The sequence below is a fragment of the Actinokineospora sp. NPDC051303 genome (assembly GCF_055586285.1).
In genome coordinates this window covers 26,487-44,624 of record NZ_JBVJIN010000001.1, presented here as the reverse complement: position 1 = coordinate 44,624, position 18,138 = coordinate 26,487, and the positions used below count along the sequence as shown (strand labels likewise).

Sequence of the window (18,138 nt, the reverse complement as noted above, 5' to 3'; positions counted from 1 at the left end):
ACCCCATCGAGCAGACCAAAGCAGACCAACAGCCCCCAAGCGGCCCCCGGCGACCAAGCACCGGGGACCGCCCACCTCACCTCTACCCAAGATCAACCGGCAAAGAAGCCAATGTGCGCAACACGATCCCAGGAAACCGATCAGGCTCATCCACAGCCAGCGTCATATCATGCTTCACCATCTCAGCGATCGCGAACTGCGCGGTCATCCGAGCGATAGGCGCAGCCACACAGAAGTGGATGCCATGCCCAAACCCAAGGTTCCGACTGGCAGGACGAGACAGATCCAGCGTCTCCGGACGATCGTAGAACTGAGGATCCCGATTGGCCGCCCCGAGAATCGCCGCCACATGCTCCCCAGGCCGCATCGGGAAACCAGCGACCTCAGTCGGCGCGAGGGCGGTGCGCGGCACCATCTGCAGTGGCGAGTCGTAGCGCAGGAGTTCTTCGGTCGCGGTGACGATCTGGTCCGGGTTGGCGCGCAGCCAGGTGATCTGGTCAGGGTTGCGCAGCAGGGCCAGGAAGGCGTTGCCGATGAACGCGGCGGTGGCGTTGAAGCCCGCGGCCAGCAGGTTCATCAGGGTCATGCCCAGTTCCATCTCGGTGAGCTGGTCGCCGTCGGCCGCTTGGACGAGGGCCAGTTGGCTGATCAGGTCGTCGCCGGGGTTGGCGCGGCGTTCGGCGGCCATCTCCAGGCCCGCGCGGACGAAACCCTCGCGGGCGCGGTCGCGGTCGAGTTTTTCCTCTGGGGAGAGGATGAAGCCGGGGTCGAGGCCGCGGCCGCTGATGTTGGCCAGGCCGAGGAACTCCTCGTGGTAGCGCTTGGGGACGTCGATGAGCGCGTCGAGGACGAGGCCGGGCAACGGCCTGGCCACAGTGGACATCAGGTCGACGCGACCGTCGACGGCCTTGTCGCGGGCGGTGGCCATGAGTTCGGCGGCGAACTTCTCGGTGCTGTCGCGCAGACCGGCGACCATCCTCGGGGTGAACGCCTTGGACACCATGGCGCGGATGCGGGTGTGGTCCGGCGGGTCCATGAAGATCAGCGGGCGGCCGGGTGGGCCGTCGGGGTTAGGCGAGAACTGGTCGGCGACGACCGGCTCGTCGCCGTAGCCGAGTTTGGGGTTGGTCATCACCGCCGAGGCGTCCTGGTGGCTCACCGCGATCAGCATCCCGGCCGGAGTGCGGAAAACTTGGCCGTTCTCTTCCCGGATGCGGCGGTACACCGCGTAGGGGTCGCGGTGGAACCGCGGGTCGAACGCGTCGAAGGGCAGGATCTGGGCCGCTAACTCTCGGTCGACGGATAAGGCCTCGGTCATGGTTGGCTCCCTTGTTGTGCCTGTCGGACCTTCATGTGCTTCACCCACGCCGCGCTTAACTCGGCGTAGTCGGGTTCGGTGCCGGGAGTGAGCCGCCGCCACAGATCGGCCAGCCGGTGACCAGTCTCGACACAGTGGGCGTCCGCGACAGCCTGACTGTCCATAATGGAGTCGACGGGGGCGCCGCTCGCCGCGTGGGCGAGGACAGCGGTGGCGGAGAACAGCTCCGCCGCGATTCGCCCGAGCAGGATCACGGTACGCTGCCGGGCGAAGAGGTCTTCCGGTTGCGGGTGGCGGGCGACCAACTCCCGGCAGGTCGTGTGGAACCGGTGGACCTGCGTGGCGACCACCGCCAGGTGCGCCTGGTTCGCCGGGGACAGGTCGTTCTCGGTCGGCAGAACGAGGTCCGCCATTTCGCCGGTCGCCCCGAAGAACCGGGTGAGGATGCGGCGCCCGGCCAAGTTGTCGATCTGGAAGTCGACGTTGCCCGCGATGCGCAGCCCGCGCGCGTCGCGCATCCGGCGCTCCAGCGGCACCGGGACGGCGCCGCGCCGCCGCTTGCTCGCGGCAGTCTCGATGCCCTCGCCGCCGTGCAGCGACACGGTTCGATCGACCACGCGCCAACAGGTCCGCACCGCGAGGTTCTTGGTCAGCACCCGTTCCAGCCACCGCTCAGCGGGGCCGAGCAAGCTCCACCGCACGGCGCAGTCGACGGCGTGCACGTCGGCCAGGGTGGCGGCGACGATGCGCTGAATCTCGTCGTACTCCCCCAGTCCCCGCCCATCGATGGCGCGGCGGGCAACGAACTCGCCGGACCAGTCGAGGCAGAGCCGGGCGATGGCGGCGGCGGGCGCCGCGGTGAAGTACAGCTGCCCCAAGGTGAACGCGGTCTGCATGGCGACAGGGAACCCTGGGGTCTCCGGTTCGCCGCGCACGACCCGCTCAGCGGGGACCACGACGTCGGTGAAGCGCAGCGCGCCGTTGGGCAGGCCCTTGCTGCCGGTGAACTCGATGGCCGAGCGCACGGAGAACCCTGGCGTCGCGGTGTCCACAAAGCACACAGTGAGCCGCCTGCCGTCCGACCCCCGCTCGGTGGCCGCGACCGGCAGGAGGTCGGCGATCGGCCCATGACCGGTGAATATCTTGTCCCCGTTGAGGATGTAGGCGGACCCGTCTTCGGTGGGCGTCGCGGTCATGCCCGGCCACAGGTTGTTCTGCCCCGTGGGTTCGGTGAGCCCGAACCCGGACACCGCTCCCCCGCCGATCCGCTCCCGCACGAACTCGCGCAGCGGGCCGTCGGGTAACGCGGGGATCAGCGCCGCCGCGCTGACGCCCGCCTGGATGGCGAGCATCTGCCCGGCCGCGGTGGACCAGCTCACCGCGGCCTCAATCGCCCGAAACACGCCGTACGGCGGCAAGCCCAGCCCGCCCATGCCCGCGTCGATGCCCAGTTTCAGCAGGCCGCTTGCCCGCAGGTCGTCCACGAAACCCTCCGGCAGCGCGGCGGTGCGATCCACCTCGTCCGGATCGATGCGGGCACGCATGAACTCTGCGACGCCCGCCTCGGCCGCGTCGCAAGCCACCTGCTCGTCGGCGTCCTGGCGCGGGCAGTCCCGCAGCCGCGCCCAGTCGAGGGCGCCCGCTTCGAGGCTGTCAAGGAAAGTGGTCATGACGCGGACACCAGTTCGACCGGCACGTCCAGCAGGACGGTGTGCTTGTGGTTGGGCGCCCAGACTTCCCGGCCCACCAACCGGATTTCCGCGACCCGGTCGAGCAAGGCGGTCAGCGCCAGGGAGATTTCCAGCCTGCCGAACTCGTCGCCGAGGCAGTAGTGCGTGCCGTGGCCGAACGACAGGTGCGGGTTGGGATCACGGGTGATGTCGAAGGTGTCGGCGTGCGGGAAGACCGCCTCGTCGCGGTTGGCGGAGGGCCACCACAGCGTGACCTTCTCCCCCGCTTTCATGGTCTGGCCGTGCAACTGGACGTCTTCGGTGAGGGTGCGCCGGTTGTACGGGTTGGCGGGCAGCCAGCGCAGCACCTCTTCCACGGCGGTCGGCAGCAGCGAGCGGTCGGCGCGCAGCGCGGCCCACTGCTCGGGGTGCTGGGCGAAGGCGAGCAGGCCGCCCGCGATCGTGTTGCGCGGCTGCTCGAAGCCGCTGACCAGCAACACGCTGGCGTTGGCTTCGCGCTCCACATCGGACAGTGGTCGCTGCCCGTCGGGCACTTCGCCGACCGCGAGGACGCTACCCAGGTCGTCGGCGGGAGCGGCACGCTTGGCAGCTATCAGACTGGAGAAGTAGCCGCGCAGCCGCGCGTAGGTCGCCCGGGAGTGCTCGGTGGCCTGGCCGGTGCGGCGGTCGGTGAACCCGAGCACCGCGTGCACCAGCTCGGTGAGCATCGGCCAGTCCTCGGCGGGCACGCCGAGCAGCGACGCGACCGACTGAAGGGAGAACGGCTCGGTGTAGTCGTCGACCAGGTTTCCCTTGCCCCGCGCCACGAACTCGTCGGCCAGCCGCTCCGCGCTCGCCCGCAGGCGATCGGTTCTGGCCGCCACCGCGGCTCCGGTGACCGCGGGGGACAACAGGTTCTTGAACACGTCGTGGCGCGGATTGTCCATCATCGCCAGGACCGTGCCGGTGAGCCCGCTGCTGACCGGCAGGTCTTCCAGGTGCGAGCCGCCGCTCGCGCGTCCGCCGCCGCCCTGCGAGGAGAACAGCGGGCTGACCGACGCCGCCGCGATGTCGGCGTGCCTGCTGAGCACCCAGAAGCCCTCACCGTCCGGCAGTGTGCCGGGCGGGTGGTAGAGCAGCGGCGCCGACTCGCGCAGCCGGGCGAAAACCGCGTAGGGAATGCCGTCGGCGAACCGGGACTGGTCGGTCAGGTCGAAGCCGCCCAGGATCGGGGGAAGGCCGGTCATGCGTCACCTCACTCGCGCTGGGACTGGGGAAGCCGAGCGCCACGACCCGGCCTGCTGGAACGAGCCGCGGTCCCACGCCGCCCGGGCCGTGGAGCCTGCCCGCTCGACGGGATCGGACGCCAAGGCGGCGAGCACGGCGACGAGCGCGGCGAGGTCTTCCGCGGAGGGGTTGCCGCGGATCACCCGGACCGCGCTCATCGCGGCGGGTTTCCGTGCTTGCGCGACGGCAGGTCCGCGTGCTTGGCGCGCAGCATGGCGAACGCGGCCACGAGCACCCGCCGGGTGTCGCCGGGATCGATCACGTCATCGACCAGACCGCGTTCGGCCGCGTAGAAGGAATGCATCAGTTCCTCCTGGTAGTCCTTGATTTTCTGCTTGCGGACCGTGTCGGGGTCGTCGGCGGCGGCGATCTCCCGGCGGAAGATGACGTTGGCGGCGGCCTCGGCCCCCATGACCGCGATCTCGTTGCCCGGCCACGCCAGCGACAGGTCCGCGCCGATGGAGCGCGAGTCCATGACGATGTACGCGCCGCCGTAAGCCTTGCGCACGATCAGCTGCACGCGCGGCACGGTCGCGTCGCAGTAGGCGTAGAGCAGTTTCGCGCCATGCCGGATGATGCCGCCGTGCTCCTGCCCGACCCCGGGCAGGAAGCCGGGCACGTCGACCAGGGTCAGCAGCGGGATGTTGAACACGTCGCAGGTGGAGACGAACCGCGCGGCCTTCTCCGAGGCGTCGATGTCCAGCACCCCGGCCACCGAAGCGGGCTGGTTGGCCACGATGCCGACCACATGCCCGTCCAGCCGCGCGAGTCCACACAGGACGTTGGTCGCCCACCGTGTGTGCACCTCGAAGAAGTCGCCGTGGTCCACGATCTCCTCGATCACATCCCGCATGTCGTAGGCGCGCTGCGGGTCGGCGGGCACCATCTCGGCCAGCGCGTCGGTGCGCCGGTCCGGCGGGTCGGCCGAGGCGACCGCGAGCGGGGTCTCCCGATTGTTCTGCGGCAGCAGGGAAAGCAGGTACCGGACGTCCTCCAGGCAGCTTTCCTCGTCGTCGTAACTGAACGCGGCCACGCCGGAGACCTCGGCGTGCACGTCCGCGCCGCCGAGCCCGTCGCTGGTGACGCGCTCGCCGGTCACCGTCTCCACGACGTCCGGGCCGGTGATGAACATCTGCGAGATGCCGCGCACCATGAACACGAAATCGGTGAGCGCGGGCGCGTAGGCCGCGCCGCCCGCGCACGGGCCGAGCATCACGCTGATCTGCGGAATCACCCCGGAATTGCGGGTGTTGCGGCGGAAGATCCCGCCGTAGCCCGCGAGCGCGGTGACCCCTTCCTGGATGCGGGCGCCCGCGCCGTCGTTGAGGCTGACCAGCGGGGCGCCCGCGGCTTCCGCGAGGTCCATCAGCTTGTGGATCTTGGCGGCGTGGGCCTCGCCGAGCGCGCCGCCGAAGATGCGGAAGTCGTGCGCGTACACGAAAACCGTCCGCCCGTGCACCAGCCCCCAGCCGGTGACGACGCCGTCGGTGTGCGGGCGGCGGGTTTCCAGGCCGAATCCGGTCGCTCGGTGCCTGCGCAGTCCGTCAATCTCCTGAAACGTGCCGGGGTCGAGCAGCAGGTCGATCCGTTCGCGGGCGGTCAGCTTGCCTTTGGCGTGTTGCCGGGCGGTCGCCTCCTGGTCGGTTCCGACGCGGACGGCTTCCTTGAGTTCGCGTAGTTCGTCCAGACTTCCCCTGGTCGGCATGGCGGCACTTCCCCTCTCACCTGGGCTCGGCGGCCACGTGGGCGAGCACCCGGTCGGCGCGCTCGATGTCGGTCAGCCGGGTCCCCGCCGCGGCGACGTAGCCGTCCGGGCGCAGCAGGACGAACCCGGTGGCGCGGGCGGGCTGGATGTGCTGGTGCACCGCGATTTCCGGGTGCCTGCCCGCGATCTCGGCCGCCCACGAGGTGAACCCCCTGCCGGGCGAGCCCAGGGTGAGCAGCCGGAACCGGTCGTCCGGGGGCGCCGCGGCCACCGCGTCGGCGATCCAGTGCGCGGGCCGGGTTCCCGGCCTGGGCAGGATGCCCCGGCGCGGCGCGGCATCCTGGCCGGACAGGACGTCGGGGTAGGCGATCCGCCAGCCCGCCAGCAGCGGGACGAACCAGCGGCGCAGGACCCCGGTGGCGCTGAGCGTGCTCCACGACAGGTTCCGCACCCGGGAGCCGATCGGGCCGAGCATGAACACCTGAAGGAACCGGCGGGTGGTGCGCACGATGTGCTCGGCGGCCTGGCGGCGCTCTGGCTCGTAGGTGTCCAGGATCGCCGGGCTGAGCTTGCCGTGGATGACCCCGGCGAGTTTCCAGGCCAGGTTGTGGGTGTCCTGCAGACCGAGGTTGAGACCTTGGCCGCCCAGCGGCGAGTGCGTGTGCGCGGCGTCGCCGACCAGGAAGCAGCGGCCGACCCGCAGCCGCGCCGCGATCCGTTCCTGGCTGGTGAAGCTGTTGACCATGTCGAGGCCGCGCACGGCGACGTCGCCGGGGCCGCGCTCGTCGAGCAGGCGTTGCACGCCTTCCGCGGTCATCGGATAGTCGTCGGCGACCGCGCCGGACACCCGGGTCCGGCCGCCGGGCATCGAGGCGAACACCACCGACCCGGTGCGGCCGAGGAAGTAGTGCACGGCGTCGGTTTCCAGGTTCGCGCTGATTTTTCCCTCTGCCAGCAGGAAGTTCGTGCGGACCGGGCTGCCGGGAAACTCGACGCCGAGCAGGTCGCGCACACTGCTGCGCACACCATCGGCGGCGATGAGGTAGTCCGCCGAGATGCGTTCGGTGCGGCCCGCGCTGGTCGCGGAGACGGTGACGCTGTCTTCGGTCTGCAAGACAGCGGTCACGGTGGTGGACCGCTCGACCTTGCCGCCGAGTTGTTCGAGCGCCCGTTCCAGGAGCCTGCTGGTCTGCTCCTGCGGCAGCATCAGCGGCTCGTTCTCCGCGCCCAGCGTCACTTTCAGCGTCCGACCGCCAGCCAGGTGGTAGCTGGTGGTGCGGATCTTCAGGCCCAGCGCCTCCGCGTCGGCCAGCATCCCCAGTTCGGCGAACACGCGCAGGGTCGGCGGATGCAGTTGGACGGCCCGGGAACCGAGGTTGGGGCCGTTGGCCGCTTCCACGATCCGCGCGGGAACCCCGCGCCGCCACAGCGCGCAGGCGGTGGCCAGGCCGACCGGGCCTGCGCCGACAATGAGGACCGGCACGCGGTCCTGTCCGGACTCGGTCATGAGTTCCCCTCGGTGGACGCGGGAGCGGTGCGGGCAAGCCACTGCCCGATCACCGCCGCGGTGGACTCGGCGTGCTGTTCGATCAGGGAGAAGTGGTCGCCGGGCACGTCGAGCACGTGGTGCCGGCGCGGCCAGGTCGAGCGCCAGTCCGCGGTGGACTCCAGGCCGGGAACCGGATCGGTCGGCCGGACGAGCAGGACCGGGGCGGTCAGGTCGGTTGGGGTCCAGTCGGCGATGAGCGTGAGGTAGTGGCTCATGGCGGCCGACCGGGTGTCGTCGGCGCCGAGATCGCGCAAGCGCTCGCCCATGCCCGCCATCAGCGCTGGCCCCACGGCGGCCAGCGTCGGGCTGCCCGGCGGGTAGGTGTCGAGCAGCACCACCGCGTCGACCGGGGTGCCGGATTGTTCCAAGTGGACAGCCACGGCGTGGGCCAGCACACCGCCGGACGAGTAGCCCACGAGCACCCGGGGCCGGTCGGCGGCTTTGACCGCGTTGGCCGCTGCCGCCACGAAGGCGTCCAGGGTGGCGGGCAGCCGCTCACCCGCGACGAAACCGGGCAGGGTGACGGCGGTGACACCGCCGGTGAACGACGCGGCGAGCCGGGCGAACTGGTGCGGCCCGGAGGTGGCGAGCACCGTCGGGAAGCACAGCAGGCCGGGCCCGGGGGTCAAGGTGACCAGTGTGGGAAGGGGGCTGGCGGTCGCGTTGTCTTGGGCCGCGGAATCGACGGCTGTGTCGGTCAGTTCGGCGTCGAGGTAGCGGGCGAGGGCGAGGGCGGTGCGTCGTTCGAGGATGACGCGCGCCGGGACGCGAACGCCGGTCGCGGCTTCGACGCGGTTGCGCAGGGCCACTCCGGTGACCGAGTCCATGCCCAGTTCGAGGAAGTCGCGCTCCGGGGCGACGGCCTCGGCGTCGGCGTGGCCGAGCACGGCGGCCATTTCGGCACGCACCACCGCGAGCAGGGCGGACCGCCGGGCGGTCGGGTCCAGTGTAGACAGTTCGGCCAAGATGCTCGCGCTGTCCGAGGTCGAAGACGTGGCGCGGGCGGACAGGGCATCGGGCAGTTCGGCCAGCAGGCTCCGCTGGCCGTCCGCGGCGAAAACCCGCAGGTAGGTGGCCCAGTCGATGTCCGCGAGCACGACCGTCTCGCCGGGAGCGGCAAGGGCCTGCTGGAACGCGGCGGCCGCCAGCCGGGGGTCGAGCATCGGCAGACCGCGACGGGCGAGACGCTCCCGGCGGTCGGACTCGGCCGCAGCGGGTATCGGGGTCGAATCCGACGCCGAGGAGGTGGCAGGCAGCCCAAGGACACTACTACCGGACTCGACCACGGCCGGAGGCGCGGCAGAATCCGCGCCTTGCCCCGAGACGGCGGCAGACAGACCGAAGGCGTGGCGGTCGGAGTCGGCCGCAACCCGCGCCAGGGCCGACTCCGACACCGAGGACGTAGCGGAAAGACCAAGTACGCCGTTACCGGACTCCACCACAGCCGGAGGCGCAGAATCCGCACCCTGCCCCGGGGCGGCGGCAAACAGACCCAGGGCGCGGCGGTCGGAATCGGCCGCAACGCGCGCCGGGGCCGAGGACGAAACGGAAAGACCAAGGACACTGTTACCGGACTCCACCACGGCCAGCGGCGGAACAGAATCCGCACCCTGCCCCGAGGCGGCCGCAGACAAACCCAGGGCACGGCGGTCGGACTCGGCCGCAACGTGCGCCGGGACCGAATCCGACGCCGAGGATGTAGCGGAAAGGCCAAGGACACTGTTATCGGACTCGACCACGGCCGGAGGCGGGGCAGAATCCGCACCTTGCCCCGAGACGGCGGCAGACAGACCCAGGGCGCGGCGGTCGGAATCGGCCGTGGCTGGTGGTGAGGGTGACCACACGCCCCAGCCCAGGGAGGTGGCGGGGAGGCCGAGGGCGCGGCGGTGGTCGGCGAGTGCGTCGAGGTAGGCGGTGGAGGCGGCGAGGCCGCCTAAGCCGACTCCGCCGCCGAGGGTGGCGGTGACCGAGGAGAACAGCACGAACGCTGTCAGATCCAAGTCTGCTGTCAGCGTGTGCAGGTTCCACGCGCCCGCCATGCGTGTGCGGGTGATCCGGGCTAGGTGGTCCGGGGTGAGGGAGCCTAGAGCTTCCTCGTCCGTCACGCCTGCCGCGTGGATCACGGCGGAAAGCGGCGCGTCGGCGGGGACGCCCGCCAGGAGGGCCGCGACCTGGTCAGGGTCGGCCAGGTCGCACGGGGTGATCGTGGTCTGGGCACCGGTGGTTGCCAGGTCCGCCTCGATCTGGGTGATGGCGGCCGGGGCCGCGTCGTGGTCCACGGTGAGCAGCAGGTGGTCGGGTCCGGCCGCGGCAAGGTGCCGGGCCGCTTGGAAGCCCTCGGTGGAGGTGGCGCCGGTGACGAGCACCGTACCGGTGAGCACCGGCAAGTCCGCCCGACCGCGCCCACTCGCCCGGACCAGCCTGCGGCCGAACGTGCCGGACTCCCGGACGGCGACGTGGGCTTCGGTGCCCCCGCCTGCCAGCACGCCCGCGAGGCGGGCGACGGTCCGGTCCCCGAGGTCGCCGACATCGATGAGCCCGCCCCACAGGTGCGGCACCTCGATCTCGGCGACCCGCCCGAGTCCGGCCAGCACAGCCTGGTGCGGGGCGGTCAGCGGCTCACCGTCCTCGACCGCCGCCGCGCCCGAGGTGACGGACCAGACCTTGCCGCCCAACTCGGCGTCGGCCGCCGCCTGCAACAGCAGCAGCGTGCCCGCGAGCGCGGCGGAGCTGTGCGGCCGGGCGGAATCGGTCACCGCCAACGGAAGCAGGGACACGACTCCGGCGACCTGCCCGCCCGCTGCGGCCCGTACAGCGGCGGTCACCTCCGCGCGGTCAGCCGCCGGGTCCACCACGACGGTCACCACGTCCGCGCCGTGGTCGCCCAAAGCCGCCACCGGACCGGCGTCGCCGCCCGGGGGGATGGCGATGAGCCAGCGGCCGGTCGGCCAGACCGGGGCCGGGTCGCTGATGGGGCGCCAGAGCTGGCGGTAGCGCAAGGAATCGATGTCCGCGCGCTGCTTGGCGGCGCGGCGCCATGCGGTCAGCGCGGGCAGGACGGCGCGCAGCGCGTCCGGCTCGGCTGCGGGGAGGGTGTCGGTGAGGGTGGCGAGGTCGCCGTTCTCCACGGCCGCCCAGAACTCGCTGTCCACATCGGACTTAGCGGGGAGTGTGGGGTCGACCCAGAAACGCCTGCGCTGGAAGGCGTAGGTGGGCAGGTCGACGCGTCGGGCGCCGGTAAAGGTGGGCGACCAGTCGACTGGGACACCTTGGGTGTGGGCTTCGGCGAGGGAGGTGTGGAAGCGGGTGAGGTCGCCCTCGTCGCGGCGCAGGGTGCCGACGACGACGGCGTCCGCTGCCGCCGCCTCCGTCGTCTCATCGATGGCCAGGGTCAGCACGGGATGGGCGCTGGACTCCACGAACACCCCGAATCCGTCCGCGAGCAGCGCGCGCACGGTGGGCTCGAACAGGACCGGCCGTCGGCAGTTCTCGTACCAGTAGTCCGCGGTCAGCTCCGAACCGTCGAGGACGCGGCCGTCGACGGTGGAATACAGCGGGACCTTGCCCACGGCGGGCCGGACGAACGCCAGCAGCTCGGCGACGCGCTCACGCAGCGGCTCCACCTGGGCGCAGTGCGAGGCGACGGTCGCCGGGATCACCCGGGCCCGCACGCCGCGCTCCTTGACCGAGGCGACCAACTCCGCGAGGTCGCCGGGCTCGCCCGCGACGGTGACCAGCCGCGGACTATTGACGCCCGCGACGGCCAGGCGGTCGCCGTAGGGCAGCAGCAGCGGCTCGATCTCCGCGCGGGACAGGGCTACAGAGGCGACCGCGCCTTTGCCGACCAGCTCGTCGGCGAACAACTGCGAGCGCAGCACCACGATCCGGGCCGCGTCGTGCAAGGTCAGCGCGCCGGACACGCACGCGGCGGCGATCTCGCCCTGGGAGTGACCGACGACCGCGTCCGGCTCCACCCCGTGCGTGCGCCACAGCTCGGCCAGCGACACCATCACCGCGAACAGCAGCGGCTGGAGCACCTCGATCCGGTCGAGCGCCGCCGGGTCCCGCTGGCGCAGCACGGCTTCCACCGACCAGTCCACAGAGGACCTTATGGCGGCGTCGCATTCCCGGAGCCGCCGGGCGAAGACGGGTGCGGTGTCGAGCAGGTCCACGGCCATGCCGAGCCACTGCGCGCCCTGCCCGGGGAAGACGAAGACGGTCTTCTCCCGGTCCTTGGCGATGCCGCGCACGACGGCGGGCGCGGCCACGCCCTCGGCGAGGGCGGCGAGACCGGCGTCGGCGGTCTCGTGGTCCCCGGCGAGCACGACCGCCCGGTGGTCGAGCGAAGCCCGACCGGTGGCCAGCGAGTACCCGACGTCCACAAGCGACAGTGCCGGGCCGCTCGCCAGGTGGGCGCGCAGCCGCTCGGCCTGGGCGCGCAGCGCGGTCTCGCTCCGCGCGGAAACCTGAAGCGGCACAACGAAAGCGTCAACAGGAGCGGCCGGGGATGGTTCGGCGGCGGGCGCCTGCTCCAAGATCACGTGCGCGTTGGTGCCGCTCATCCCGAACGCCGACACGCCCGCGCGGCGCGGGCGCCCGGTCTCCGGCCACGACCGGGCCTCGGTGAGCAGGTCCACCGCGCCGGAGGACCAGTCGACGAAAGGGTGCGGCCGGTCGATGTGCAGGCTGCGCGGCGCGATCCCGTGCCGCATGGCCTGCACCATCTTGATCACACCCGCCACCCCCGCCGCAGCGAGAGTGTGGCCGATGTTGGACTTGACCGACCCCAGCAGCAGTGGCTGCTCCCGGTCCTTGCCGTAGGTCGCGAGCAGGGCCTGCGCCTCGATCGGGTCGCCGAGCCGGGTGCCGGTGCCGTGCGCCTCCACGACGTCCACATCGGACGGACGCAGTCGCGCGGATGCGAGCGCCTGCTGGATGACCCGCTGCTGCGACGGGCCGTTGGGCGCGGTCAGGCCGTTGGACGCGCCGTCCTGGTTGACCGCGCTGCCCACGACGACCGCGAGGACCTGGTGCCCGTTGCGGCGCGCGTCGGACAGCCGCTCGACCAGCAGCACCCCGACGCCCTCGGACCACCCCGTCCCGTCCGCTTGCGCGGCGAACGCCTTGCAGCGCCCGTCGGCGGAGAATCCGCGCTGCCTGCTGAAGTTCACGAACTCCGTGGGCGTCGCCATGATCGTCACGCCGCCGACCAGCGCCATCGAGCACTCGCCCTGCCGCAGGCCCTGCGCGGCCAGGTGCAGCGCGACCAGCGACGACGAGCACGCCGAGTCGACGGTGACCGCGGGCCCCTCGAACCCGAAGGTGTAGGAGACCCGGCCAGACAGGACGCTGCGCGCGGCCCCGGTCATCCGGTAGGCGTGCACGTCCTCGGCCGCGGACAGCAGCGTCACCTGGTAGTCGTCGGTGACACAGCCCGCGTACACCCCGGTCCGGGAGCCGTTCATGCTCGCCGGGTCGATGCCCGCGCGTTCCATGGCCTCCCAGGACGCCTCCAGGAACAGCCGCTGCTGCGGGTCCATCGCCAGCGCCTCGCGCGGGGAGATGCCGAAGAAGTCGGCGTCGAACTCGGCCGCGTCGTAGAGGAAACCGCCCTGGCGGGTGTAGGTCTTGTGCGGCGTGTCCGGTTCCGGGTCGTAGATCCCGTCGACGTCCCAGCCGCGGTCGGCGGGGAAGCCCGCGATGGCGTCGCCGCCGCGGTCGACCAGCCGCCACAGGTCTTCCGGCGAGCGGACGCCGCCGGGGAAGCGGCAGGCCATGCCCACGATCGCGATCGGCTCCCGGGTCGCGTCCTCGACCTCTTGCAGCCTGCGTCGCGACTCGTGCAGTTCGACGGCGGCGCGTTTGAGGTAGTCGCGGAGTTTCTTCTCGTCGGTCGGTGCGCTCATTCTGTCCTCGCAAACGGGGTGGGAGCGGGGGTCAGCGGTGGCCGGTCTCGCCGTCGATGAAGGCGAAGATGTCGTCGTCGGTGGCGACGTCGAGCCGGGCCGCGAGGACGTCGGCGTCGGCGGGGGCGCCCACGGTGGCGAGCAGGGCGCGCAGGCGGGCGGACACCCGGCCGCGCACTTCCTCGTCGGTGGTCGTGGCCAGGTCGGCGGCCAGCCGGTCGAGCACGGCGTCGATCGACACGCCGTCAAGCGGCGCTGCTTCGGCAGCGGCGGCGGTGACGGCTTCGGCGAGATAGGCGGCGACCGCGGCCGGGTTGGGGTGGTCGAACGCCAGCGTCGCGGGCAGCGGCAGCCCGGTCGCCGCGCCGAGGCGGTTGCGCAGGGTCACCGCGGCGAGGGAGTCGACGCCGAGGTCGGTGAGCGCGCGCCGGGGCGGGACGTCGGCGGGGCTGTCGTAGCCCAGGACGACCGCGACTTCGCCGCGCACCAGGTCGAGCAGCCTGCGGTCGCGGTCGGCGGCCGGAAGCGCCCCGACCTCGCGGACGAAGTCGCTTTCCGCGTCCTCGACCGGTGTTTCGACGGTTTCGGTCAGCTCGCCGAGCAGCGGGTTCGGCCGCGCGGCTGTCACGGCCGGGACGAACCGGGCCCAGTCGACGTCGGCGATGACCACCGCTGGCTCGCCCCGCCCGACCGCGTCCGCCATGGCCGCCAGCGCCCGATCCGGCGCGAGTTCGCCGAGGCCCAACGCGCGCAACTGGGCGGCCCGGTCGCCGCCCGCCCACAGGCCCCAGGCGATCGAGGTCGCCACCCGGCCCGCCGCGCGGCGGCGGTGGGCCAACGCGTCGAGGTACGCGCCCGCCGCGGCGTAGGCGGCCTGACCGGGGCTGCCCCAGATTCCGGCGACCGACGAGAACAGCACGAACGCGTCCAGCGGGTAGTCGCCGAGCAGCGCGTCGAGGTTCGCCGCCCCGGCGACGGCAGCGGCGAGGTCAGCCGCGTCAAGGTCGCTGAGAGCGGCCGTCGGCGGCGTGGCGGGGATGTGCACGACCGCGGTGATCGGCTCGTCCGCGAGCACCTCGGCGAGCGCGGCGCGGTCGGCGGGGTCGCAGTCGGCCACGACGACCTTGGTCCCGGCGGCGCTCAGCTCGGCGACGAGATCGGCGGTGTCCGGCCGCGCGCCGCGGGTGGTGAGGATCAGCCGCTCCGCGCCCGCCGCGGCGAGCCACCGGGCCACGTGCGCGCCGACGCCCCCGACGCCCTCGGTGACCAGCACCGTCGATCGGGGCGCCCACGGGGCCGCCTGGTTGTCCACTGTGGACCGGACGAGCCGGGGAACGAACACCCCGGTCGGGCGCACCGCGACCTGGTTCTCCTCCCCCGCGACGAGCACGGCGGCCAGCGCCGCGGCGGCCCGGTCGTCCAGGGACTCCGGAAGCTCGACAACGCCGGTCCACAGCCGGTCCGCGGCCAGTTCCCGCGCCAGCGCCCCAATCGGGGCCTGCTCCACGGCGCCCTGGGTCGCCAGCCACACCCGGGGCGTCCACGCGGGATCGACTGCGGCCAGCGCCTGGGTGAGCGCGAGCGTGTCGGCGACACCGTCCGGACCGAACCCCAGCAGCGACAGGACGCCGACCGCGTCGGTGGGCTCGATGTCGCCGAAGACCGGAACGCGGTCGGCCGCGCGAACCGGGACCAGCAGCGGGTTCGCGCCGCGGGCGGCCAGCGCGGCGACGCAGGCGGTGACGAGCGGGGCGACGGCCAGCGTGGCGGGCACGACGACCAGCCAGGTGCCGGTCTCGTCCGCGTCGCTCGGGGCGGGCGGCTCGGCGGCCGGACGCCACTCGACCTGGTAGCGCAGCCCGTCGACCTGGGCGGCGGACTTGCGCGCCCGCCGCCAGGCGGCGAGGTCGGGTAGGGCGGCCGACAGCGCGTCCGAGCCGATCTCCTGGGCCAGCAGCAGCGGGTCCTGCGCGTCGACGGCCCGCCAGAACCGGTCGTCGGCCGGGTCGGCGGGCGGCGGCGGGGTAAGCCAATAGTGCTTGCGCTGGAAGGGATACGTGGGCAGGTCCACCCGCCGAGCGCCCGCGAACATCGGCGCCCACGCGACCGACGCGGCGCCGCGCACGTGCAGTTCGGCGAGCGCCGCGGCGACCGTACGGGCCTCCGGGCGGTTCTTGCGCAGCGCGGCGACCATCGCCGCGTCGGCTGGCTCGTCCAGGCAGTCCTGCGCCATGGCGGTCAGCACCGCGTCCGGGCCGAGTTCCAGATAAGTGGAGACCCCGCGCGCGGCCAGTGTCCGCACCCCGTCGCGGAAGCGCACCGCTTCGCGGACATGCCGCACCCAGTAGCCCGGGTCGCACACCTCGTCCGGTGTGACGACCTCGCCGGTCACGTTCGACACGATCGGGACGCGCGGCGGGGCGAAGGCCAGTTTCTCCGCCACCGCGCGGAACTCGGCGAGCATCGGGGCCATGCGCGGCGAGTGGAACGCGTGGCTTACCGTGAGCCGCCTGGTTTTCCGGCCCGCGGCGGCCAGCTTCGCCGCGACGGCGAGCACCGCGTCCTCGTCGCCGGACAGCACGACCGACCGGGGGCCGTTGACCGCGGCGATGGCCACTTCCCCGGCGCGGCCCGCGATCGCGGCGGCCACCTCGTCCTCGGGCGCGAGCACCGAGACCATCGCGCCGCCTGCAGGCAGCGCCTGCATCAGCCTGCCGCGCGCGGCGACCAGCGCGCACGCGTCCGGCAGCGAGAGCACCCCGGCGACGTGCGCTGCGGCGACCTCGCCGATGGAATGCCCCAGCAGGTAATCCGGCCGCACGCCCCACGACTCGACCAGCCGGTACAGCGCGACCTCGACCGCGAACAGCCCAGCCTGGGTGTAGGCGGTCTGGTCGATCAGCGCGGACCCGCCGAACACGATCTCGCGCAGCGGCTCGTCCAGCAGGCCGTCGAAGCGGGCGAACACGGCCTCGATCGCCTCGGCGAACACCGGATACGCCGCCGCGAGGTCGCGGCCCATGCCCGCGCGCTGGCTGCCCTGCCCGGTGAACATGACCGCGAGCCCGCCGCCGCCCGCCGAGCCGACCACGACTCCCGGCGACGGCCGGTCTTCGGCGAGCGCGGCGAGGTTCGCGGCGATCTCGGCCCGGTCGGCGCCGAGGACGACGGCCCGCCGCTCCAGCAGCGCCCGGGTGGTGGCCAGCGAGTGGCCGACGTCGGTGACGTCCGCGGCCTGCACGGTCTGCGCGAGCCGCCGGGCCTGCTCGCGCAGCGCGCCGACGCTCTTGGCCGACAGCACCAGCGGCACGACCGGAAGTTCCGGCCGTTCCCCCGTTTCGGTCTCGGTGACCGGGGCCTGTTCGAGCACGACATGGGTGTTGGTGCCGCTGATGCCGAACGATGACACCGCGGCCCGGCGCGGGCGGTCGCCGACCTCCCACGGCCGCGCCTCGGTCAGCAGCGCGATCGCGCCCGCGTCCCAGTCGATGAACGGCGATGGCGTCTCGGCGTGCAGGGTGGCGGGCAGCACGCCGTGCCGCATGGCCTGCACCATCTTGATCACGCCAGCGACCCCGGCGGCGGCCTGGGTGTGGCCGATGTTGGACTTGAGCGAGCCCAGCAGCACCGGCTGGTCGGCTGGCCTGCCCTGGCCGTAGGTGTCGATCAGCGCCTGCGCCTCGATCGGGTCGCCCAGGGTGGTGCCGGTGCCGTGTGCCTCGATGACGTCGATGTCGCGTGTGGACAGTCCGGCCGCGGCGAGCGCGGCGGCGATCACCCGCTGCTGCGCGGGGCCGTTCGGGGCGGTGAGCCCGTTGGACGCGCCGTCGGAGTTCACCGCGGTTCCCTTGACCAGGGCAAGAATCGGGTGGCCGTTGGCCACGGCGTCGGATAAGCGTTCCACCAACAAAACGCCCACGCCTTCGGCCCAGCCGGTGCCGCTCGCGGACTCGGCGAACGAGCGGCACCGGCCGTCCGTCGACAGGCCGCGCTGCCTGCTGAACTCGACAAAGGTGCCCGGGGTGGACATCACCGTCACCCCGCCCGCCAGGGCGAGCGAGCACTCGCCGGCGCGCAGCGCCCGCACGGCCAGGTGCAGGGCGACCAGGGACGACGAGCAGGCGGTGTCGACCGTGACCGCAGGGCCCTCGAAGCCGAAGGTGTAGGCGACCCGGCCGGAGAAGACGCTGCCGAGGCCGCCGGTGAGCCGGTAGCCGTCGACGCCCTCGACCGGGCGGTGCAGGTGCGGGTCGTAGTCGTGGTACATCAGCCCGGCGAACACGCCGGTGTCGCTGCCGCGCAGGGCCGTGGGGTCGATGCCCGCCCGCTCGAACACCTCCCAGGACGCTTCGAGCAGCAGGCGCTGCTGCGGGTCCATCGCCAGCGCCTCTCGCGGCGAGATGCCGAAGAACTCCGCGTCGAACCCGCCCGCGTCGTGCAGGAAGCCGCCCTCGCGGGTGATCGAGGTGCCGACGTGGTCGGGGTCCGGGTCGTAGAGCCGGTCCAGGTCCCAGCCGCGGTCGGTGGGGAAGGCGGAGATGGCGTCGGTCCGGCTCGACACCAAGTCCCACAAGCCTTCCGGCGACACCACTCCGCCGGGCAGGCGGCAGCTCATGCCCACGATGGCGATCGGCTCGCGGGCCGCGTCGATCAGCCGCTGGTTCTGCCCGCGCAGCCGGTTGACCTCCTTGAGCGAGTCCCGC

General features: G+C 72.6%; 7 protein-coding genes and 1 pseudogene. All 8 read right to left on the bottom strand.

What is annotated here, in order from left to right; translation table 11 throughout:
- Positions 1 to 82: 82 nt before the first annotated feature.
- Positions 83 to 1,318: a cytochrome P450 gene (locus ACZ6SD_RS00140; RefSeq protein ID WP_465314656.1), complete on the bottom strand. Its 1,236-nt coding sequence runs from the start codon at positions 1,316 to 1,318 to the stop codon at positions 83 to 85.
- Positions 1,315 to 2,988, bottom strand: a complete 1,674-nt coding sequence (locus ACZ6SD_RS00135; protein ID WP_465314655.1) for an acyl-CoA dehydrogenase family protein — start codon at positions 2,986 to 2,988, stop codon at positions 1,315 to 1,317. The genes ACZ6SD_RS00140 and ACZ6SD_RS00135 overlap by 4 nt, the downstream gene beginning before the upstream one ends.
- Positions 2,985 to 4,235 (bottom strand): cytochrome P450, encoded by a 1,251-nt coding sequence (locus ACZ6SD_RS00130; protein ID WP_465314654.1) that lies wholly within the window; start codon positions 4,233 to 4,235, stop codon positions 2,985 to 2,987. The genes ACZ6SD_RS00135 and ACZ6SD_RS00130 overlap by 4 nt, the downstream gene beginning before the upstream one ends.
- A 3-nt stretch (positions 4,236 to 4,238) precedes the next feature.
- Positions 4,239 to 4,433: an acyl-CoA carboxylase epsilon subunit gene (locus ACZ6SD_RS00125; RefSeq protein ID WP_465314653.1), complete on the bottom strand. Its 195-nt coding sequence runs from the start codon at positions 4,431 to 4,433 to the stop codon at positions 4,239 to 4,241.
- Complete coding sequence (locus tag ACZ6SD_RS00120) at positions 4,430 to 5,980, bottom strand: acyl-CoA carboxylase subunit beta (RefSeq protein WP_465314652.1); 1,551 nt, start codon at positions 5,978 to 5,980, stop codon at positions 4,430 to 4,432. The genes ACZ6SD_RS00125 and ACZ6SD_RS00120 overlap by 4 nt, the downstream gene beginning before the upstream one ends.
- A gap of 16 nt (positions 5,981 to 5,996) precedes the next feature.
- Entirely contained in the window at positions 5,997 to 7,487 is a 1,491-nt protein-coding gene (locus tag ACZ6SD_RS00115) for an FAD-dependent monooxygenase (protein ID WP_465314651.1), read from the bottom strand.
- A complete protein-coding gene (locus ACZ6SD_RS00110) occupies positions 7,484 to 13,435 on the bottom strand; it encodes a type I polyketide synthase (protein WP_465314650.1) in 5,952 nt (1,983 codons plus the stop codon). The genes ACZ6SD_RS00115 and ACZ6SD_RS00110 overlap by 4 nt, the downstream gene beginning before the upstream one ends.
- A gap of 31 nt (positions 13,436 to 13,466) precedes the next feature.
- A pseudogene (locus ACZ6SD_RS00105) lies at positions 13,467 to 18,071 on the bottom strand (type I polyketide synthase); the annotation flags it as partial.
- Positions 18,072 to 18,138: the final 67 nt, after the last annotated feature.